The sequence below is a fragment of the Kitasatospora sp. NPDC056531 genome (assembly GCF_042794375.1).
Lineage (GTDB): Bacteria > Actinomycetota > Actinomycetes > Streptomycetales > Streptomycetaceae > Kitasatospora.
The window spans coordinates 501,046-520,093 of record NZ_JBHTTU010000001.1 but is presented as its reverse complement, the minus strand read 5'-3'; the positions used below and the strand labels follow the sequence as shown (position 1 = coordinate 520,093).

General features: G+C 73.3%; 16 protein-coding genes. 7 read left to right on the top strand and 9 right to left on the bottom strand.

What is annotated here, in order from left to right; genetic code table 11:
• Positions 1–87 precede the first annotated feature (87 nt).
• Positions 88–1,125 carry a winged helix-turn-helix domain-containing protein gene (locus ACFQ87_RS02550; protein WP_380608696.1) on the bottom strand — a complete coding sequence of 346 codons (1,038 nt, stop codon included), beginning with the start codon at positions 1,123–1,125 and terminating at the stop codon, positions 88–90.
• A gap of 110 nt (positions 1,126–1,235) precedes the next feature.
• On the opposite strand from ACFQ87_RS02550, the gene ACFQ87_RS02545 reads away from it, so the two are divergent.
• Positions 1,236–2,075: an isocitrate lyase/phosphoenolpyruvate mutase family protein gene (locus tag ACFQ87_RS02545; protein ID WP_380608695.1), complete on the top strand. Its 840-nt coding sequence runs from the start codon at positions 1,236–1,238 to the stop codon at positions 2,073–2,075.
• A 66-nt stretch (positions 2,076–2,141) separates the two neighbouring features.
• Here ACFQ87_RS02545 and ACFQ87_RS02540 read toward each other — a convergent pair whose 3' ends face one another.
• On the bottom strand, positions 2,142–2,768 hold the full coding sequence (locus ACFQ87_RS02540) for an RraA family protein (RefSeq protein ID WP_380608694.1): 627 nt from the start codon (positions 2,766–2,768) through the stop codon (positions 2,142–2,144).
• Between the two features lie 128 nt (positions 2,769–2,896).
• Positions 2,897–3,685 (bottom strand): alpha/beta fold hydrolase, encoded by a 789-nt coding sequence (locus ACFQ87_RS02535; protein ID WP_380608693.1) that lies wholly within the window; start codon positions 3,683–3,685, stop codon positions 2,897–2,899.
• Between the two features lie 166 nt (positions 3,686–3,851).
• Between ACFQ87_RS02535 and ACFQ87_RS02530 the strand changes: the two genes are divergently transcribed.
• The 6 genes from ACFQ87_RS02530 (at position 3,852) to ACFQ87_RS02505 (ending at position 10,044) form a co-directional block, all read left to right on the top strand.
• On the top strand, positions 3,852–5,483 hold the full coding sequence (locus ACFQ87_RS02530) for an FUSC family protein (protein WP_380608692.1): 1,632 nt from the start codon (positions 3,852–3,854) through the stop codon (positions 5,481–5,483).
• A gap of 41 nt (positions 5,484–5,524) precedes the next feature.
• A complete protein-coding gene (locus ACFQ87_RS02525) occupies positions 5,525–6,025 on the top strand; it encodes a MarR family winged helix-turn-helix transcriptional regulator (protein ID WP_380608691.1) in 501 nt (166 codons plus the stop codon).
• A gap of 191 nt (positions 6,026–6,216) precedes the next feature.
• Positions 6,217–7,179, top strand: a complete 963-nt coding sequence (nth, locus tag ACFQ87_RS02520; protein WP_380608690.1) for an endonuclease III — start codon at positions 6,217–6,219, stop codon at positions 7,177–7,179.
• A complete protein-coding gene (locus ACFQ87_RS02515) occupies positions 7,176–7,910 on the top strand; it encodes an NUDIX hydrolase (RefSeq protein ID WP_380608689.1) in 735 nt (244 codons plus the stop codon). The genes nth and ACFQ87_RS02515 overlap by 4 nt, the downstream gene beginning before the upstream one ends.
• A gap of 46 nt (positions 7,911–7,956) precedes the next feature.
• The gene (locus ACFQ87_RS02510; RefSeq protein WP_380608688.1) at positions 7,957–9,141 is read left to right on the top strand and encodes a MarP family serine protease; all 1,185 of its coding nucleotides are present in this window, start codon (positions 7,957–7,959) and stop codon (positions 9,139–9,141) included.
• Between the two features lie 201 nt (positions 9,142–9,342).
• The gene (locus ACFQ87_RS02505) at positions 9,343–10,044 is read left to right on the top strand and encodes a metal-dependent hydrolase (protein ID WP_380608687.1); all 702 of its coding nucleotides are present in this window, start codon (positions 9,343–9,345) and stop codon (positions 10,042–10,044) included.
• Between the two features lie 37 nt (positions 10,045–10,081).
• Here ACFQ87_RS02505 and ACFQ87_RS02500 read toward each other — a convergent pair whose 3' ends face one another.
• The 6 genes from ACFQ87_RS02500 to ACFQ87_RS02475 all read right to left on the bottom strand — a co-directional run bounded on the left by ACFQ87_RS02500 (position 10,082) and on the right by ACFQ87_RS02475 (position 18,577).
• The gene (locus ACFQ87_RS02500; RefSeq protein ID WP_380608686.1) at positions 10,082–10,291 is read right to left on the bottom strand and encodes a hypothetical protein; all 210 of its coding nucleotides are present in this window, start codon (positions 10,289–10,291) and stop codon (positions 10,082–10,084) included.
• Positions 10,292–10,467: 176 nt separating this feature from the next.
• Entirely contained in the window at positions 10,468–11,499 is a 1,032-nt protein-coding gene (locus ACFQ87_RS02495) for an alpha/beta fold hydrolase (RefSeq protein ID WP_380608685.1), read from the bottom strand.
• A 99-nt stretch (positions 11,500–11,598) separates the two neighbouring features.
• The gene (locus ACFQ87_RS02490) at positions 11,599–12,075 is read right to left on the bottom strand and encodes a phage holin family protein (RefSeq protein ID WP_380608684.1); all 477 of its coding nucleotides are present in this window, start codon (positions 12,073–12,075) and stop codon (positions 11,599–11,601) included.
• Positions 12,076–12,307: 232 nt separating this feature from the next.
• Positions 12,308–13,684 carry a Na+/H+ antiporter NhaA gene (gene nhaA, locus ACFQ87_RS02485; protein WP_380608683.1) on the bottom strand — a complete coding sequence of 459 codons (1,377 nt, stop codon included), beginning with the start codon at positions 13,682–13,684 and terminating at the stop codon, positions 12,308–12,310.
• Between the two features lie 319 nt (positions 13,685–14,003).
• A complete protein-coding gene (acs, locus tag ACFQ87_RS02480) occupies positions 14,004–15,959 on the bottom strand; it encodes an acetate--CoA ligase (protein WP_380608682.1) in 1,956 nt (651 codons plus the stop codon).
• A 242-nt stretch (positions 15,960–16,201) separates the two neighbouring features.
• Positions 16,202–18,577, bottom strand: coding sequence for a SulP family inorganic anion transporter (locus ACFQ87_RS02475; RefSeq protein ID WP_380608681.1), 2,376 nt, complete (start codon positions 18,575–18,577; stop codon positions 16,202–16,204).
• Between the last annotated feature and the right edge of the window lie 471 nt (positions 18,578–19,048).

The following is a 19,048-nucleotide window of genomic DNA, read 5'->3' as shown; positions in this document are numbered from 1 at the left end:
CATCACCAAGCATGGCGCATGTCGCTCCGATCATATGAGGAGGGGGTGTGTCCGGGGGTGCGGTGCGGGGCCATTCGTACCGGCGGGTCATCGGGCGGAGCGTCCGGCGGCGGTCGGCGTGTCGAACTCCTGTCCGTTCGGATCGAACAGGGAGTCGCCCACCGCCGTACGGGCGGAGAGGATGGTGTGCCCGGCCCGGTGCGCGCTGGTCAGGCCGGCCGTACGCAGGGCGGTGAGGTGCTGGGAGACGGCGGCCGGGGACAGCCCGGTGAGGCGGGCCAGCTCGGTGGTCGAGGCGGGGGAGTCCAGCTCGGCCAGCAGCCGGGCCCGGGAGCGGCCGAGCACGGCGGCCAGCGCGTCGGTGCGCGCGGCGGTGCCCGGGCGGTCCTCCCACAGGGTCGCCGTGCCGCGCGCCGGGTAGATCAGCTGAGGCGGGTCCGGCGGCAGCACCCGGGTGAGCACCCGGGGCCAGGCGAAGGCCGAGGGCAGGAGCAGCAGTCCGGCCCCCGCGTTCAGCCGGGTGACCGCGCAGTGCCGGCGTTCCAGCCGCAGCGCGGTGCCGTCCCAGCGGACCGTCCCGTCCAGCTCGTCCAGCATCCGGGCGGTGCCGTGCTCGGCGGCCTGCCGGGAGCGGTGGAAGACGTCCGCCGCCAGCAGCGCGCGGATCCGGGCCCAGTACGGGGCGAGCGCCAGCTCCCAGTACGCCTCGATCTCGGCGGCCAGCCGGGGCAGCTGGGCCGCCGGGTCGCGGTACAGCGACTCCAGGGCGGCCGGCAGCCGGCCGCCCGCCTCGGCGGCCAGGATGTCGAGGTCGGCCCGGACCTGTCCGGCACCGGTCGCGGTGACCACGGCCAGTTCCTCGGCGAGCGTGGGGGAGAAGCCCGCCGGGGCGGGGTTGAGGAAGTCGGGCAGGTGGCCGTCGGGCGGGACCGTCGCGGCCAGTCGGCCGCGGTCCAGCCCGGCGTCGGCGAGCCGCTCGCGCACCTGCCCGGCCCAGCGGCGGTGCAGCGCGGGGGCGGGGGAGTGCGCGAGGGCGCGCAGGCTGGTCACCACCTCCTGCATCGGGCTGACGGCGAACCGGGTCAGCGACAAGTCCTGTGCGGAGAAGTGGAGTTCCGTCCGCATCCGCGGCCCCCTTCGGAAGATTCGGCTCCAGCTTAAACACTGGTGGCCCGCCCGGCTCCGGGCGCAGGATGCCTGCGTCCCCACCGATCCGTACGAAAGCCGGTACATCCATGTCCAGCACCACCGGGCGCACGTCCACCACCGCCGAGGCCCGCGAGCGGGCGCTGCGACTGCGCGGGCTCGTCGAGGAGGGCGTGCTCGTCCTGCCCAACGCCTGGGACGCCGGCAGTGCGGCGGTGATCGCCTCGGCCGGCGCCCAGGCGATCGCCACCACCAGCGGCGGCGTCTCCTGGTCGCTCGGGCACGGCGACGGCCAGCGGATGGACCGGGCGGCGGCGGTCGAGGCGGCCCGTCGGGTCGTCGCGGCGGTGGACCTGCCGGTCACCGTCGACGCCGAGGGCGGGTACGGGCCGCTGCCCGCCGATGTGGCCGCCACCGTGACCGGGCTGGTCGCCGTGGGCGCGGCCGGGGTCAACCTGGAGGACTCGACGGCCGTCGGCGGGCCGCTGTTCCCGGTGGCCGAGCAGGCCGAACGGCTGCGCGCCGCCCGCACGGCGGCGGCCGCCGCCGGAGTGCCCGAGCTGCTGGTCAACGCCCGCACCGACGTGTTCCTGTTCGGTCTGGGCGGGCTGGACGACGTGCTGGTCCGGGCCGAGGCCTACGCCGAGGCGGGCGCGGACGGCCTGTTCGTCCCCGGGCTGCTGGACCTCGACGCCCTCGCCGAGCTGTGCAAGCGCACCCCGCTGCCGGTGAACGCGATGGCCGTCGCGGGCGGGCCGACCGTCGCCGAACTCGCCGCCACGGGGGTGCGGCGAATCAGCGTCGGCACCGGCCTCGCCCAGCTCGCGTACACGGCGGCCCGCCGCGCCGCCGTCGAGCTGCTCGGTGCCGGGACGCTGACGGAGCTCGACGGCGTGCTCGGCTTCGGGGAGCTGAACGGGCTGTACTGAGCGGGTCGGCGCGGTGGGGCCGGGCTGACCGGGCCGGTGCCCGGTGGGTCCGTACCGGCCGCAGGATCAGCCGGTGAAGCCCAGTTCGGCGAGGCTCCGGTCGATCCGCGCGCGGTGGGCGGCCTCCCAGTCGTCCAGGGTCTCGGCAGCCTCCTTGGCCAGCTTGGCCCGGGCCGCGTCCAGGGCCTTCGCCCGGTCGGCGGCGGGCACCACCACGACGCCCTCCTCGTCGGCCACCACGATGTCGCCCGGCGCCACCAGCACCCCGCCGCAGCGCACCGGGGCGCCGTGGGTGCCCAGCTGCTTCTTCGACCCGGGGATCGGGATGACGCCCCGGGCGATCACCGGGAAGCCCAGCTCCCGCACCTCGCCGAGGTCCCGGATCAGGCCGTCGGCCACGAAGGCGGCGACGCCACGGCGCTGTGCCACGGCGCAGACGTTGCCGCCGGCCAGCGCGTAGTCCAGGTCGCCGGACTCCACCACGATCACCGAGCCGGGCTCGGCCCGGTAGATCGCCGCGTGCAGCATCAGGTTGTCGCCGGGCGGGCACTGCACAGTGAAGGCCGGTCCGGCCACCCGGGGCATGCCCGCCCACAGCGGGCGCAGGCCGATGTCCATGACCTGGGCGCGGCCGAGGACGTCGGCCAGGGTGGTGGTGGGGATGTCCTGGAAGTCCGTGAAGTCCTGTTCCATGCTTCCTCGTTGCTCCCTCACTCGCAGATGATCAGATCGCGAGAAGACTAGAACGCGGATGTGAACGGGGGTTCACGGACTCCCGGGCTCTTCGGTTCCCCGACTCCCGGGCCGCCCGGCTCCGGGCCTCAGGCGTAGAACTTCAGCAGCTCCGGCAGCAGCGCCTCGGCCGCCACCTCGTGGGTCTGGTCGGCCAGCGTCCGGTACTCGGCGCCCGGCACGGCCGCCGCCACCGCGCGGGAGGGCGCCTGCAGTAGTTCCGGGCTGGCGCCGCCGTCCAGGACCAGGGTCGGCACGGTGATCCCGGCCAGGAGGCCGACCGGGACGGTCGCGCCGGTCCGCGCGCCGAGCGCCGCCGCGTCGTACGCCAGGGTCGGCGCGACCGCCTCGAACACCGGCCAGACCGGGGCGGAGCGCATCCCGTCCACCATCTCCCCGGGCATCCCGACGAAGGTCATGAAGGCCGCGACGGCGTCCCCGCGCCGCCCCTCGGCGAGCGCCGCCTCCAGCTCGGTGACGTACCCGACGAAGCGCTCGCTCTGCCCCTCCTCGGTGCTGAAGGGCGGCTCGTAGACGGCGAGTCGGGTCATGCCGACGCCCGCGGCGGCGGCCCGCAGCGCGAGCGCGGCGCCCGAGGAGATGCCGAAGACGCGGGCCGAGCCTCCGGCGGCCGCGATGACCGCCGCCAGGTCCTCGATCTCGCGCTCCACGGCGAACGGCGCGGTGTCCCCGCTGCCGCCGCGGCCGCGCCGGTCGTAGGCCCACACGGTGTGGTGGGCCGAGAGCTGCTCGGCGACCGCGACGCCCGGGTCGAACCCGCGGTGGCCGATCGCCCCGTCCACCAGGACGACGGCCGGGCCGGAGCCGGTGACGGTGCAGGCGATGGTGGTGCCGTCGGTGGAGACCACGGTGTTCATGGGGTGTTCCTTCTGTCGAGCGAGTCGGTCATGGAGGTAGACCGGGGCTCGCCGCAGAACTCATCGCTCTTGGCGGGAAATTTTTCGCCCAGTTTCGATCCGGGGGTGCGAGGGCCTCCCCGCAGGCATCTATTTCATGGATAAATTACCTGCTAACCTTTTTGGTATGGCCACAACCTCCCAGTTCCGGCAGGCACTCCGGGTCGGTCCACCCGGAGACGGTTGGCACAAGCCCGCGCTCAGCGCCGTGGCGACCCTCGGCACCCTCAACCTCACCCTGTTCGCCCTCGGCTGGCTCGACCTCGCGCTCTACACCTCGGCCGGCGGCCTCGGCGCGCTGTACGGGCACGGCCTGCCCTACCGCGCCCGGGCCCGGACGCTGGCCGCCGTGCTGCTCGGTACGGTCCTCAGCACCGGCGCCGCCCTCACCGCCGCCGCGCTCACCCGCGACGCCGTCGTGCTGGTCGTGGTGGCGGCCGCACTCGCCGCGCTGCACAAGCTGCTCTGCGACGCCGCCCGGATCGGCCCGCCCGGCAGCCTGATCATCACCTTCACCACCGCCAGCTGCGCCTTCGTCCCCCAGCGGCTGCCCGACCTCGCGCCGCACCTGGCACTCACCGTGCTCGGCGCCGCACTGGCCTGGCTGGTCTGCATGGCCCCCGCGCCGCTGCGCCCGTACGGCCCGGAGCGGATCGCCACCGCCCGCGCGCTGGAAGCCGCCGCCCGGCTGCTGCGCACCGCGCCCGGCGCCGCCCTCACCGCCGCCGCCCTCACCGCCGCCGCCCGTACCGCCCTGGTCGGCGCGGTCGACGCGGCCCGGCACAGCCTCGCGCTCTCCTCCCCGGCCCGGCGGCGCGCCCTCGGGGACGCGCCCGAGCGGCTGCTCGTCCACGCCGAGGCGGCCCTCGCCGCACCCGCCGATCCGGCGGCTGCCGAGCGGTACGCCGCCTGGGCCCGCGACCTGCGGCGCGGCCGCACCCTGCCGCTGCTGGACCTCACCGAGGCGGAGGCCGCCGACCTGCGCGCCCGCCGGCCCGGCCCCCGGCCCTCATCGCGCGCCGCGCTGCGGCCCGGCTCGGTGCTGCTGCCGATCGGCCTGCGGGTCGCGGTCGGCTGCGCCGCCGCCGGCTGGCTCTCGCTGGCGCTCGGCGTCGGCCGCCCGTACTGGGCGGTGGTCACCGCGGCCTCGGTGTTCCAGGCGAACAGCACGCTCTCCTGGCAGCGCGCGCTGCAGCGGGTGCTCGGCAATCTGCTCGGCCTGGCGCTGTTCACCGCCGCGCTGCCGCTCGCCCACTCCGGCCCGGTGGCACTGATCGTGCTCGGGCTGCTCTGCCAGTTCGGCGCGGAGGCCACGATCGCCCGCAGCTACTGGCTGGCCACCGTCTTCGTCACCCCGATGGCACTGCTGATGACGGAGTTCGCCGGCCTGCAACCCGCCCGGACCCTGGTCGCGGACCGCTGGCTGGACACCTGCGTCGGCGCGCTCACCGGGCTCGCCGCCTGCCTGCTGGTCACCAACCGTCGTACCGCAGCCCGGCTCTCCCGTGCCCTGGCCGGGGCCGAGACCGCCACCCGCGAGGCCCGGTCCGCCGTCGCGGCGGCCGGCCCCGAGGCCGCGGCCGCCCGGACCGGTCTGGCCACCGCCCTGCTGGAACTGCGCGAGGCCGCCGACACCGCGACCGGCGAGTGGTGCCGACCGGCCCTCCCGCACCAGCGCGCCGCCGACGCCGAGCGGCACGCCCACCACCTGCTGGCTGCCCTGCTGGAGCGCCGGGGCACCGGAGTGCGCGCCGTCTAGGATCGAACGAACGGGTCGGTCGCGGAACGGGAGCAGCGCACGTGGAGGACGTCGTCGCAGGTGTGCTGCGCCAGTGGGAGCGCGCCTACCCGGGCCTGGACACCGGCCCGATCGCCGTTCTCGGCCGGATCAACCGCTGCGCCGCGCTGCTCCAGCAGACCCCCGACCCGCTCACCCGGGCCGGCCTCAGCCGCGCCGAGTTCGACATCCTCGGCGCCCTGCGCCGGGTCGACCGCGAGCTGACCCCCACCCAGCTGGCCCGCGAGAGCTTCGCCTCCGGCGCCGCCGTGACCAAGCGCCTGCGGTTGCTGGAGGAACGCGCTCTGGTCAGCCGCCGCCCCGACGACCGCGACCGCCGGGTCGCCCACCTCTCGCTCACCGACGCCGGGCGGGAGCTGGTCGACGGCCTGATCCAGGAACTCGTCGCGTACGACCGCGCTCTGCTTTCCGGCCTCACCCCCGACGAGCAGGACCGGCTCGCCGAGGCGCTGGCCGGGCTGCTCAACACCCTTGAGGGCACCATCGGCCGCACCCTCCGGTGACCACCCCGGGAAGCGTCGGCCCGGGACGACCGGCCCGGCCGCACGACGGTCGTGTCCTCGGCTGACAGGACGCCTACCATCCGTTCTCCGCCCCGGCCGACCGCTGTCACCGGACGGTGGCGGCCCCGGCGGGGCGGTTCCCGTTGCTTGATCGGCCCCGAGCGGTGCACCGCTCGGCGTAGCCTTCGTGCATGGCAGAGAGCAAGGCCCGGAAGACCGCGACCAAGGCCCCCACCAAGGCGGCGGCTCAGAAGCCGACCGCCAAGAGGGCAGCCGTGAAGCAGGCCGTAGAACCGGCCTCGAAGTCGGCCGTGAAACCGGCTTCGAAGCCCGCCGTGAAGCCGAGGAAGCCGGAGTCGCAGCTGGCGATGGTGCGGCGGGCCCGGCGGATCAACCGCGAGCTGGCGGAGCTGTACCCGTACGCGCATCCGGAGCTGGACTTCGAGAACCCGTTCCAACTGCTGGTGGCCACCGTGCTGTCGGCGCAGACCACCGACCTGCGGGTGAACCAGACCACCCCGGCGCTGTTCGCCAGGTACCCGACGCCCGAGGACATGGCGGCGGCGAACCCGGAGGAACTGGAGGAGATCATCCGCCCGACCGGCTTCTTCCGGAACAAGGCGAAGTCGCTGATCGGCCTCTCGATCGCGCTGCGCGACGAGTTCGGCGGCGAGGTCCCGGGCCGGCTGGACGACCTGGTGACCCTGCCCGGCGTCGGCCGCAAGACCGCCAACGTCGTCCTCGGCAACGCCTTCGGAGTCCCCGGCATCACCGTGGACACCCACTTCGGGCGGTTGGCCCGGCGGTTCGGCTGGACCACCGAGGAGGACCCGGTGAAGGTCGAGCTGGCCGTCGCCGAGATCTTCCCGAAGTCGGAGTGGACGATGCTCTCGCACCGGGTGGTCTTCCACGGCCGCCGGATCTGTCATTCCCAGAAGCCCGCCTGCGGGGCCTGCCCGATCGCGCCGCTCTGCCCCGCGTACGGGGAGGGTGAGACCGACCCGGAGAAGGCCCGCAAGCTGCTCAAGTACGAGATGGGCGGCCAGCCCGGCCAACGGCTGAAGCCGCCGTCGGACTTCCCCGGCGAGGCGGCCGCCCGGGCCGACGCCGCCGCCCACCAGGGGCAGGTCGCGGACCTGGCGGTGGGCGCATGACGGCGGGCGCCATCGAGCGGGACGGCCTGCCGACCTGGCTGCAGCCGGTCCGGGACGCGGCCGAGCGGGTGCTGCCCGAGCAGCTGAGCCGCTTCCTGCCGCCGCGCGAGGGCGGCCGGGCGGCCGCGGTGCTGATGCTGTTCGGCGAGGGCCCGGACGGTCCGGACGTGCTGCTGATCGAGCGGGCCCGTTCGCTGCGCTCGCACGCCGGCCAGCCGTCCTTCCCGGGCGGCGCGCTGGACCCGGAGGACGGCGACCCGGACGGCCCCGGCCCGATCGCGGCGGCGCTGCGCGAGGCCTGGGAGGAGACCGGCCTGGACCCGGCCGGGGTGCAGGTCTTCGCGGAGCTGCCCCGGCTGTACATCCCGGTGAGCCGCTTCGTGGTGACCCCGGTGCTGGGCTGGTGGCGCGAGGAGTCGCCGGTGCGCCCGGTGGACCGGGGCGAGACCGGCGCGGTGTTCCGGGTGACGATCGCCGACCTCGCCGACCCGGCGAACCGGGTCCGGCTGCGGCACCCGTCCGGGCACGTCGGGCCGGCCTTCGCGGTCGCCGGGCGGCTGGTCTGGGGCTTCACCGCCGGGGTGATCGACCGGGTGCTGCACCACAGCGGCCTGGAGCTGCCTTGGGACCCGTCCCGGATCGTCGACCTCTCGGACGAAGCGCTCGCGCTGGTCCAGGGTGACCTCGAGCACTCCCGCGCCCTGCCGGGCGGCGACGCCGGTACCTCGTGACGGGCCGTCGGCGCGGCGGGTCCGCGAAGCGTGGGAGGGTGTCGGAGTGAACGTCCTGGATGTGCTGCTGATCCTCGCCGCCGTCGGATTCGCCGTTTCGGGCTACCGGCAGGGCTTCGTGGTGGGCGTCCTGTCGCTCGTCGGCTTCCTCGGCGGCGGTCTGCTGGCCGTCCAGCTGCTGCCGCTGCTGCTCGACCACCTCAGCCCCGGCACCACGGCCTCGGTGGTGGCCGTCGTGGTGGTGATCACCTTCGCCGCGATCGGCCAGGCGATCACCGCGCACTTCGGCTGGAAGCTGCGCGGGCACATCGACCGTCGCCCGGCCCGGGTGCTGGACGCGTCCGGCGGCGCGGTGGTCAACGTGATCTCGATGCTGCTGGTGGCCTGGCTGATCGGCTCCGCGCTGGCCGGAACGTCCCTGCCGACGGTCTCCAAGCAGGTCCGCTCCTCGACGATCCTCAGCGGCGTCCAGAGCGCGCTGCCCGGTGACGCGCCGAACTGGTTCTCGGACTTCTCCAAGGTGCTCGCCCGCAACGGCTTCCCACAGGTGTTCAACCCCTTCGAGCACGAGCCGATCACCCAGGTCGACACCCCGGACCCGGCGCTGGCCGGCAGCGCGGCGGTGGCCAAGGCCCGGCAGAGCCTGGTCAAGGTGGTCGGCACCGCGACCTCCTGCGGCAAGACCCTGGAGGGCAGCGGCTTCGTCTTCGCCCCGCACCGGGTGATGACCAACGCCCACGTGGTCGGCGGCGTCGACGAGCCGACCGTGCAGATCGGCGGCGTCGGCCAGCTGTACGACGCGACGGTGGTCCGCTACGACTGGCAGCGCGACATCGCCGTCCTGGACGTGCCCAAGCTGAACGCGCCCCCGCTGACCTTCGCGGGCGAGGCCAAGACCAACGACAGCGCGATCGTCGCGGGCTTCCCCGAGAACGGCGCCTTCAACGTCCAGCCCGCCCGCATCCGCGGCCGGATCCAGGCCAACGGCCCGGACATCTACCACCGCGGCCAGGTGGTGCGCGACGTGTACTCCGTGCGCTCGCTGGTCCGCCAGGGCAACAGCGGCGGCCCGCTGCTCACCCCGGACGGCCAGGTGTACGGCGTGGTGTTCGCCAAGTCCCTGGACAGCGGGGACACCGGATACGTGCTGACCTCGGCCGAGGTGCGCGAGGACGCGCAGGCGGGCAGCACCGCGAACACCCGGGTGGACACCCAGGGCTGCGCGCTCTGACGCCGGTCGTTCGGCCGGGTGCGGCGCCCGGTTGTCCTGGTTCGCCGATGCCGGTCGTTCGACCGGTGCGGCGCCGGCGCGGCGTCGGTGCGGGATCCGTCGCACCGTCAGTCCGCCCTGGTAGCCTCGGCCGCGCTCACCCGTTCGGCTCAACCGGGCGCCGTCCCCGGAGTGAGCTCAACGGGAGGTCGTGGTAGTCCGATGATGGGTCATTCGCACGCGGTGAGCGGGGCGATGCTGTACGCGGCGTCCGCTCCGTTCCTGCCCCCGCTGCTGCTGCACACCAAGCTGGAGCCGGCGGACATACTGATGGGCACGGTGCTGTGCGCTGGGGCGGCCCTCCTGCCGGACCTCGACCACCACGACGGCTCGATCGCCAACTTCCTCGGCCCGGTCTCCAAGGCGCTCTGCCGCTTCGTGGCCTGGGCCTCCGGCGGCCACCGGCACGCCACCCACTCGTTGCTGTTCGTCGCGCTGATGGGCGGCGGCACCTGGGCCGGCGTCACCTACCTGGGCCGCTACTTCACCCTCGGGCTGACGTTCTTCCTGCTGGCGCTCGCGATCAAGGCCCTGCGGCTCTGCCCGCCGAGCAACGGCCCGGAGGCGTGGATCACCGTCATCGGCCTGTCTGCGCTCGGCACCTTCGGGATGAACACCTGGATGCCCAACTCGCCCGGCTGGCTGCCGTACGCGGTCGCGCTGGGCACGCTGGCGCACCTGCTCGGCGACTGCCTGACCAAGAAGGGTGCGCCGCTGCTGTGGCCGCACAAGGAGCGCTACGAGATCGTGCTGATCAAGCGCAGTGGCAACAACGTCGAGACCAAGGTGCTGGTGCCGATCATGTCGGTGGCGACCTTCGTCCTGCTCTGGTTCACCGCGCTGTCCCCGACCATGGTGAACTGACCGACTGTTGACCAGTCTGCCGAAGCGGCGCGAGGCCTCAGGTCTCGCGCCGCAGTCGTGCGCCCACCCACCGGGCGCGCCGGCCGAGGATGCGCGGGATGCCGAGCTGCCGCTGCGCCCCGCGTTGGCGGCCGTCGAGGCCCTCGAAGCCGAGGTCCTCCGCCCAGTCCGGGCGGGGCGCGGAACGCTGAGGGCTGTTGTGGCGTCGGCCGCGCGGGGCGGCACCGCGATCGGGCATCCAGGTCATACCGGAATTGATGCCCCTGGGCCGGTGGGGGTAACCGCCCGGGTCTGTCGAAATTGGCCTATGCGATTGTCATATGAGTTTTATGGCAAGGGAGTTGTGTCGAAGATCCCTTCCTCGGTGACCCGGTCGATCCCTTAACCGATCCCGGGGCGGCCCCGGGGCGGTCACCCGGGCGTTCAATCCTTGTGGCGGCCCACCCAGTCCAGCAGCTCGGCCGTGAACTCCTCCGGCGCCTCCTCGTGCGGGAAGTGCCCGACCCCCGGCATCAGCCGCCAACGGTACGGCGCCGCCACGTACTCGCCGCCGCCGAGCGCGGTGTGCGACAGCAGCACCGGATCCGCGGCGCCCTGGACGTGCAGCGTCGGCGCGGTGATGGGCTTCTTCATCCGCCGGGCGAACTGGATGCCGTCCGGGCGGGCCATCGAGCGCAGCAGCCAGCGGTACGGCTCGATCGAGCAGTGTGCGGTGCTGGGGATCTGGATCGCCTGCCGGTACGCGTGCACCGCCGACCCGTCAAGCTTGGTCGGCCCGGTCCACTCGTCCAGGTAGCGGCCGACCAGCGCGGCGTCGTCGGCCACCAGACGGCGTTCCGGTATCCACGGCCGCTGGAAGCCCAGCACGTGCTCGAAGGCGGCCATCTGCTTGCGGTCGGTCAGCAGTGCCCGGCGCAGGTCCCGGGGATGCGCGGCGGAGACCACGGTGAGGCTCTGGATCACCGACGGGCGCATCACCGCCGCCACCCAGGCCAGGGTGCCGCCGGAGGCGTGCCCGACCAGGTGCGCCCGGCGCTCGCCGAGCGAGCGGATCACACCGGTGATGTCCAGGGCGAGGTTGCCCGGGTCGTAGCCGCGCGGGGTGCGGTCGCTGCCGCCGATGCCGCGCAGGTCGAGCGCCACCGCGCGGTAGCCGGCCTCGGCGAGCGCGGTCAGCTGGTGGCGCCAGGCCCACCAGTACTCGGGCCAGCCGTGCACCAGCAGCACCAGCGGGCCGGAGCCCAGCTCGGCGATGTGGAAGCGGGCGCCGTTGGCCGCGAGGTCGCGGTGCGTCCACGGGCCGGACTGCCGGATGCTCCAGGCCTCGGCGGGCTCCTGTCCGGGCTCCTGTCCGGTCTGCGGTCCGGTCTCCTGTCCGGGATCCTGTTCCGGGGCCGGCTCGGGGCCGGAATCGGCGGACGGCTGCGCGGGCGCGGGCTTCTGGTCAAGCGGCATACCGAGAGCGTGTCACATCCGTGCGCCGGACACGTGCCCGGCACTCGCCGTCGGCGGGTCCGAGTGCGTGCCCGGCGGGGTCCTGCGGAGTCGGGTCCGTTACGGGATGCGGCCCAGGCCCCGGTCGATCTCCTCCTGGGTGGCCGGGCGCGGCCGGACGTTCTTCAACACCTCGGCGGTCTTCTGGACGCCCTCGATGGTGCGCTCGGGCTTCTGGACCTTCTTGATGAAACGCCAGGCCAGCAACCCGACCAGCACCGCGAGGATGAAGTGGACGGCTGCCGAGAGAACGAACGACAAGCCCAGCGGCACGCCCAGCCAATGGAAGAAGAAGGCGATCGCGATGCTCACCATCGGGATGGCGGCCAGGGCGAGCACCCCGGCGACGGCGAAGAAGACGCCACCGGAGACGCCGCGCTTGACGTCCGCTTTGATCTCGGACTTGGCGAGCGCGATCTCGTCGTGAACCAGCGCGGTGAGGTCGGCGGTGGCCGCCGCGAACAGCTGCCCCACCGAACGCTCGCCCTCGTAGGGCGCCCGGCCGTTGCTGGACGGGTCTGCGGCTCCTGCGGGCATCAGCGGTTCTCCTCTGCGGCTGTTGCGGCGTGACGCCGTCGCGGGTGCGGTTCCGGTGCCGGTGGGGGTCCCGGAGGCGTCAGTGGGTTGTCGACGCTCAGAATCATGCCCCTACCGGTCAGTCGGACACCACTCCGGGGCCCCGCCGGGGGGACGTGTCCCTTCTTGCGCAAGGCGTTCCGAGCCCTCGGGGACGGGCTTCCCGCAGGCCTGCGGGAAGCCCGTCGGGGACTCAGCGGCCCGTTTCGGGGCTCTCGCCGGGCAGGTGGCGGGCGGTCTCGGAGACCCGCGCCCGCCAGGCCGGGTCGTCCTCTTGGTAGACGTCCGGGACGTCGTCGCCGTCCGAGTCCCGGTCCTCCTCGTCGCACAGCGCGCGGTAGTGCCGGTTGCGCAGCTTGAGCAGCACGGTGGCGACCAGCGCGCAGAGCAGCGAGCCGACCAGGACGGCCGTCTTGGACCGGTCGGCCAGCTCGAGGTCGTTCCGGAAGGCCAGCTCGCTGATCAGCAGCGAGACGGTGAAGCCGATGCCGGCGAGCACCGAGACGGCGAACAGGTCGGCCCACTTGAGCTGCGGGTTCAGCTCGGCCCGGGTGAACCGGGCGGCCAGCCAGGTGCCGCCGAATATGCCCACCGTCTTGCCGACGAGCAGGCCGATGACGATGCCGAGCGGGGTGGCCTGGGTGAACACCTCGCGCAGCGTCGGGCCGGAGATCGACACCCCGGCCGCGAACAGGGCGAACAGTGGGACGGCCAGCCCGGCGGAGATCGGGCGGACCAGGTGCTCGATGTGCTCGCCGGGGGAGTGCTGCTCGTCGCCCTCCCGGTGGCAGCGCAGCATCAGGCCCATCGCGACGCCCGCCACCGTGGCGTGGATGCCGCTCTCGTGCATCAGCGCCCAGACCACCACGGCCAGCGGTACGAACAGGTACCAGCCCTTCACCCCGCGCCGGTGCAGGAACCAGAACAGCACCAGGCCGGCGAAGGCCAGGCCGAGCGCCCAGAACTTGATCCCGGAGCTGTAGAAGATCGCGATGATCAGGATCGCGATCAGGTCGTCGACCACGGCCAGGGTGAGCAGGAAGGCGCGCAGCGCCGACGGGAGGTGACTACCCACCACGGCCAGCACGCCGAGTGCGAAGGCGATGTCGGTGGCGGTGGGAATGGCCCAGCCGCCGGGGTGGCCGCCGCTGCCGGAGTTGACCAGGGAGAACAGGATCGCGGGCACGGCGACGCCGCAGACGGCGGCGATCACCGGCAGCAGCGCGGCGCTCGGGGTGCGCAGCTCGCCCGCGACGAACTCCCGCTTGAGCTCGATGCCGGCCACGAAGAAGAAGATCGTCAGCAGGCCGTCCTTGGCCCAGTCGGCCAGGGTGAGGTCGAGGTGGAGCGGAGCGGACGGGCCGACGGTGTGGTCGAGCATGCTCTCGTACGCGTGCGGCCAGACGTTGGCCCAGATCAGCGCGACCACGGCGGCGGCCAGCAGCAGCATGCCGCCGACCGTCTCGGTGCGCAGGGCGTCGGTGATGAAGGTGCGTTCGGGCAGTGACAGCCGGCCGAATAGCTGCCGGCGGCGGGTCGTCGGCTCGTGGACGGGCGGCTGGTCGGTCACGCGGGACCTCCTGAGGGGCTGGGAGCGGCAACGGATGCACGGGTGGTGCAGTTGCCGACCAGACTTCCCGGCGCGCCCTGTGACGCCCGGATTCCTGCTCAAGGATCTTGATGCGTCCTTAACAGTCTAACGGGACGCGCGAGTGACTCCCGGATTGTCCTGTTCAAGGACTTAAGCCCTGGGGGCTGGTTCTGCACTCCTGAGGAGCAACCGCCCGACACCTGAATGCCCGAACCGGGCGACGACGGGGCCCCGGGCGGTGGTGTCCGCCCGGGGCCCCGGTCACCGCGTCGGCGTGTTCAGCCGGCGCTCAGGAGGTTCAGCTGTTGCCGCCCGACGGCGGCAGCTGGGCCTGGATCTGGCTCATCACCGTGCTGTCGGCGAGGGTGGTGGTGTCACCGACCTCGCGGCCCTCGGCGATGTCGCGCAGCAGACGGCGCATGATCTTGCCGGAGCGGGTCTTCGGCAGTTCACCGACCACCTTGATCTGCTTCGGCTTGGCGATCGGGCCGAGCGTGCGGCCGACGTGTGCCCGCAGCTCCTCGACCAGCTCCGGGGTCTCGGTGACGCCGCCGCGCAGGATCACGAAGGCGACGATGGCCTGGCCGGTGGTGGCGTCGGTCGCGCCGACCACGGCGGACTCGGCCACCGAGGAGTGCCCGACCAGGGCCGACTCGACCTCGGTGGTGGAGATGTTGTGGCCCGAGACCAGCATGACGTCGTCCACCCGGCCGAGCAGCCAGATGTCGCCGTCCTCGTCCTTCTTGGCGCCGTCACCGGCGAAGTAGCGGCCCTCGAAGCGGGACCAGTAGGTGTCGATGTAGCGCTGGTCGTCGCCCCAGATGGTGCGGAGCATGGACGGCCACGGCTCGGTGAGCACCAGGTAGCCGCCGGAGCCGTTCGGGACCTCGTTGGCCTCGTCGTCGACCACGGTGGCCGCGATGCCCGGCAGGGCGCGCTGGGCCGAGCCCGGCTTGGTCTCGGTGACGCCCGGCAGCGGGCTGATCATCATGGCGCCGGTCTCGGTCTGCCACCAGGTGTCCACGATCGGGCACTTGCCGCCGCCGATGTGCTCCCGGTACCAGATCCAGGCCTCGGGGTTGATCGGCTCGCCGACGCTGCCCAGCACCCGCAGCGAGGACAGGTCGAACTTCGCGGGGATGTCGTCGCCCCACTTCATGAAGGTACGGATCGCCGTCGGCGCGGTGTAGAGGATCGTCACGCCGTACTTCTGGACGATCTCCCAGAACCGGCCCTGGTGCGGGGTGTCCGGGGTGCCCTCGTAGATGACCTGGGTGGCGCCGTTGGAGAGCGGGCCGTAGACGATGTACGAGTGGCCGGTGACCCAGCCGATGTCGGCGGTACACCAGTAGACGTCGGTCTCCGGCTTGAGGTCGAAGACCGCGTGGTGGGTGTAGCTGGCCTGGGTGAGGTAGCCGCCCGAGGTGTGCAGGATGCCCTTGGGCTTACCGGTGGTGCCCGAGGTGTAGAGGATGAAAAGCGGGTGCTCGGCGTCGTGCGCCTCGGGGGCGTGCTCGGTGGACTGGCGAGCGGTGATCTCGTGCCACCAGACGTCGCGGCCCTCGGTCCAGGCGGTCTCCTGCCCGGTGCGGCGGATCACCAGGACGTGGTCGACGCCGTCGACCTTGGTGAGCGCCTCGTCGATGGCCGGCTTGAGGGCGGAGGGCTTGCCGCGTCGGTAGCCGCCGTCGGCGGTGATGACGAGCTTGGCCTGGGCGTCCTGGATCCGGGAGGCCACGGCGTCGGCGGAGAAACCGCCGAAGACCACCGAGTGGGTGGCGCCGATCCGGGCGCAGGCGAGCATCGCGACGACCGCCTCGGCGATCATCGGCAGGTAGACGGCCACCCGGTCGCCCTTGCGGACGCCGAGCTCCAGCAGCGCGTTGGCGGCCTGCGAGACCTCGTCCTTGAGCTGGGCGTAGGTGATCGAGCGGCTGTCGCCGGGCTCGCCCTCGAAGTGGATGGCGACCCGGTCGCCCAGGCCGTTCTCGACGTGGCGGTCGACGCAGTTGTAGGCCACGTTGAGCTTGCCGTCGGCGAACCACTTGGCGAACGGCGGGTTGGACCAGTCGAGGGTCTCGGTCGGTTCGACGGCCCAGCTCAGGCGGCGGGCCTGCTCGGCCCAGAAGCCCAGACGGTCCTCGGAAGCCTGCGCGTACGCGGCCGCGGTGACGTTGGCGGCTGCGGCGAGCTCTGCCGGCGGGGCGAATCGCCGCTCCTCCTTGAGCAGGTTGGCCAGGCTCTCGTTGCTCAACGCGCACTCCTCATCGAGTCATGATCTGGGGCGGTCCCGTGCGTGGGGATCGTCCCGTGTGTCCCAGCGCACAGCTCACCAGGCGAACGGGGCACTTGACAAGAGGCTCCTGATAATTGGTGTAGACCTTTGGCTGATCGTCGAACGGCCGACCGCGCGTTCCGCCGCACCAGGGCGGCAGAACGCGCAGCGGCAGGTGGGTCCGTGCCCCGGCCCGCCCGGCGGGGACACGGACCCGGCTTTCAGGCGGCCAGCTGGGGACCTTCCCCGCTGCCCTCGGCCGGAACCCGGCCGTCCTGTCTCACTCGTTCGGCCGAAACCCCGTCGGGCCGCTCCTCCGTGCGGGCCTCGACCGGGCTGAACGTCCCGGCAACCCGGTCCAGGACGTAGGCCTGGGCGGTGGCGAAGTCGAAGTACATCCCGACCAACCGCAGGGTGCCCTCCTCGACCCGGCGCTCCACCGCCGGGTTCGCCATCAGCTGATCCAGCTGCTGGACCACGTTGGTGATGCAGAGCTGCTCCGCGAGGTCCACCACCGGCCGGTCGGCGAACTCGGCCGGGGCCCGCCGGAGCCGGTCCAGCGAGCCGCGGCCGTTGCGCAGCCAGCGAGCCAGCGGGGTGGGCGGCCCGGGGCGCTCGTGCACGCCGTCCAGCAGGGCCTTCATCGCGCCGCAGCCCGAGTGTCCGCAGACCGTGATCGAGCGCACCTCCAGTGCCTCCACCGCGTACTGCACCGCGGCGGCCACCGAGTCGTCGGCCGCGCCGGGCTCGAAGGGGGCCGGCACCAGGTTGCCCACGTTGCGGACGGTGAACAGGTCGCCCGGGCCGCTGTTGGTGATCATGCTGGTGACCATCCGGGAGTCCGCGCAGGTCAGGAAGAGCTGCGAGGGCGTCTGCCCCTCCCGGGCCAGCCGGGCGAGCTCGGGCCGGATCAGTGGGGCGGTGTGCTGCTGGAACACCCGGACGCCGTCCAGCAGCCGGCCGTGCGGGTCCTCCTGCTGCTCGATGCAGTGGTGGCCGACCCAGGGCGTCCAGGCCCGGCAGCGGTGCGGGCCCGGCGAACTGCCCGCGCGGACCGTGCCGTCGGGGTCGAGCACCTCGTCGTCCGGACGCCGCGTCACCATCGAGACCCGGCCGCCCGCGGCCTGGTGTCCGGCCCGCCAGTTGTGCAGCGTCTCGTACGCGGCGTGGTCCAGGAAGGAGCCGTCGTGCACCACGGTGACCTCGGCGTCCGCGGGGATCGAGGCCAGCGCCCGGCTCAACCGGGGGACGGCGGTGAAGGTGAGCGGCCCGTGGGTCTGGACGGTGACCGAGCCGTCGGGGCCGGGCTCGACGTCCACATGGGCGCGGGTCAGCCGGTAGAGCGCGAGCAGCACGGCGGTGCCCGCGCCGAGCCCCACGCCCCACAGCACCCCGAAGCCCACCACGCCGAGCACCGTGGTCAGGTAGACCGGGAACTCCCGGTGCCGGTGCACCTTGCGGATGTGCGCGAAGCTCACCATCTGCAGCCCGACCACCAGCACCAGCGCGGCCAGGGCCGCCAGTGGGATCCGGCGCAGTCCACCGGCCAGGGCGAGCGCGGCGGCCAGCACCCAGGCGCCGTGCAGCACCGAGGCCCACTTGGTCTGCCCGCCGGCCCGGACGTTGGCGGTGCTGCGCACGGCGCCGCCGGCGATCGGCAGTCCGCCGACCAGGCCGCTGACCGTGTTGGCGAGGCCCTGCGCGCGCAGCTCGCGGTCGAGGTCGCCGGTGCGCCGGGACATCCGGTCGACCGCGACGGCGGACAGCAGTGACTCCACGCTCGCGACGGCGGTGACGTTGAGGACGGCGGCGAGCACCTCGGTGAGCGAACCGTGCGGCAGCGCGGGCACGAGCGAGCGCGGTTGCCAGGCGGGCAGTTGGATGTGGGCGAGCCGCAGGTCCAGGGCGAGGGCGAGCGCGGTGGCGACGGCCACGGCGACCAGCGGGCCGGGCACCTTGGCCAGGCGGGCGCCGAACTCGCCGGCTCGGCCCGGGAGTCGGCCGAGCCGGGGCCAGCCCAGCAGTGTTGCCACGGTCACCGTGCCGGCCAGCAGCGCGGGCGGGTGTGGACCGGCGAACTGGCTGGGCAGGGCGAGGAGGTTGGCGATCGCGGAGCTCTGCGGGGAGCCGCCGAGGACGACGTGCAGTTGCGCGATGGCGATGGTGAGCCCGACTCCGGCCAGCATGCCGTGCACGATCGCGGGCGAGACGGCGAGCGCTGTCCGGGCCACCCGGCGTACACCGAGCAGGAGTTGGAGCAGCCCGGCGGCGACCGTCACGGCGCAGGTGGCCTGCCAGCCGTACTGGGCGACCAGCCCGGCGGTGATCACGGTCAAGGCGGCGGATGGGCCGCTGACCTGGAGCGGGGTGCCACCGAACAGTCCGACCACGATGCCGCCCACGGCCGCCGAGACGAGCCCTGCGGTGAGCGGGGCGCCGGTGGCGAGCGCGATGCCGAGTGAGAACGGCACGGCGATCAGGAAGACCACCAGGGAGGCCGAGAGGTCCTGGGCCCAGCGGACCCGGGAGTTGGGGCCCGGTGGCGCGTGGTCGGTGGTGTCGGAGGCGATGGGTGCGCTGGAGATGTCGAGGGTCATGGTCTTCCCGTCTGTCCGGGGGAACGAACGCAGTCAGGTCCGGTGGTGAGTCCGGTTTGGGGCCCGGGGCGGATCGGCTGTCGTGGGTCGCGACGGTGTGGCGGGATGGCGTGGGCGCGGCGGGGGAATGAGGGTGTCACCGACCGGCGTTGACCATCAGGCCCGCCAGGGGCCCGGGCGAGGTGCGGGATGTCTCGCCGAGGGCCGTCGGGACGGACCATCAAGACTCGGTAAACCGAGAGTAATGAAAGCTTTGCACGGCGTCCTTCCCGGTGGGAAGCGGAAAGCCCATTGATTCACCCCAACGGGTGGTGTTCGAACCGACGGGAATCTGCCGGTGGCGCCGTGTGGGACCGGGACGGCGAACGGGCCGGCGCCCCCCCCCCGGTGGGGGGGGGGGGGGGGGGCACGCGCTTTTCTTTGGGGTTTTGGGGGTGGTCCCCCCAAAGGGGTGTGCCCCCCCGCTGGGCC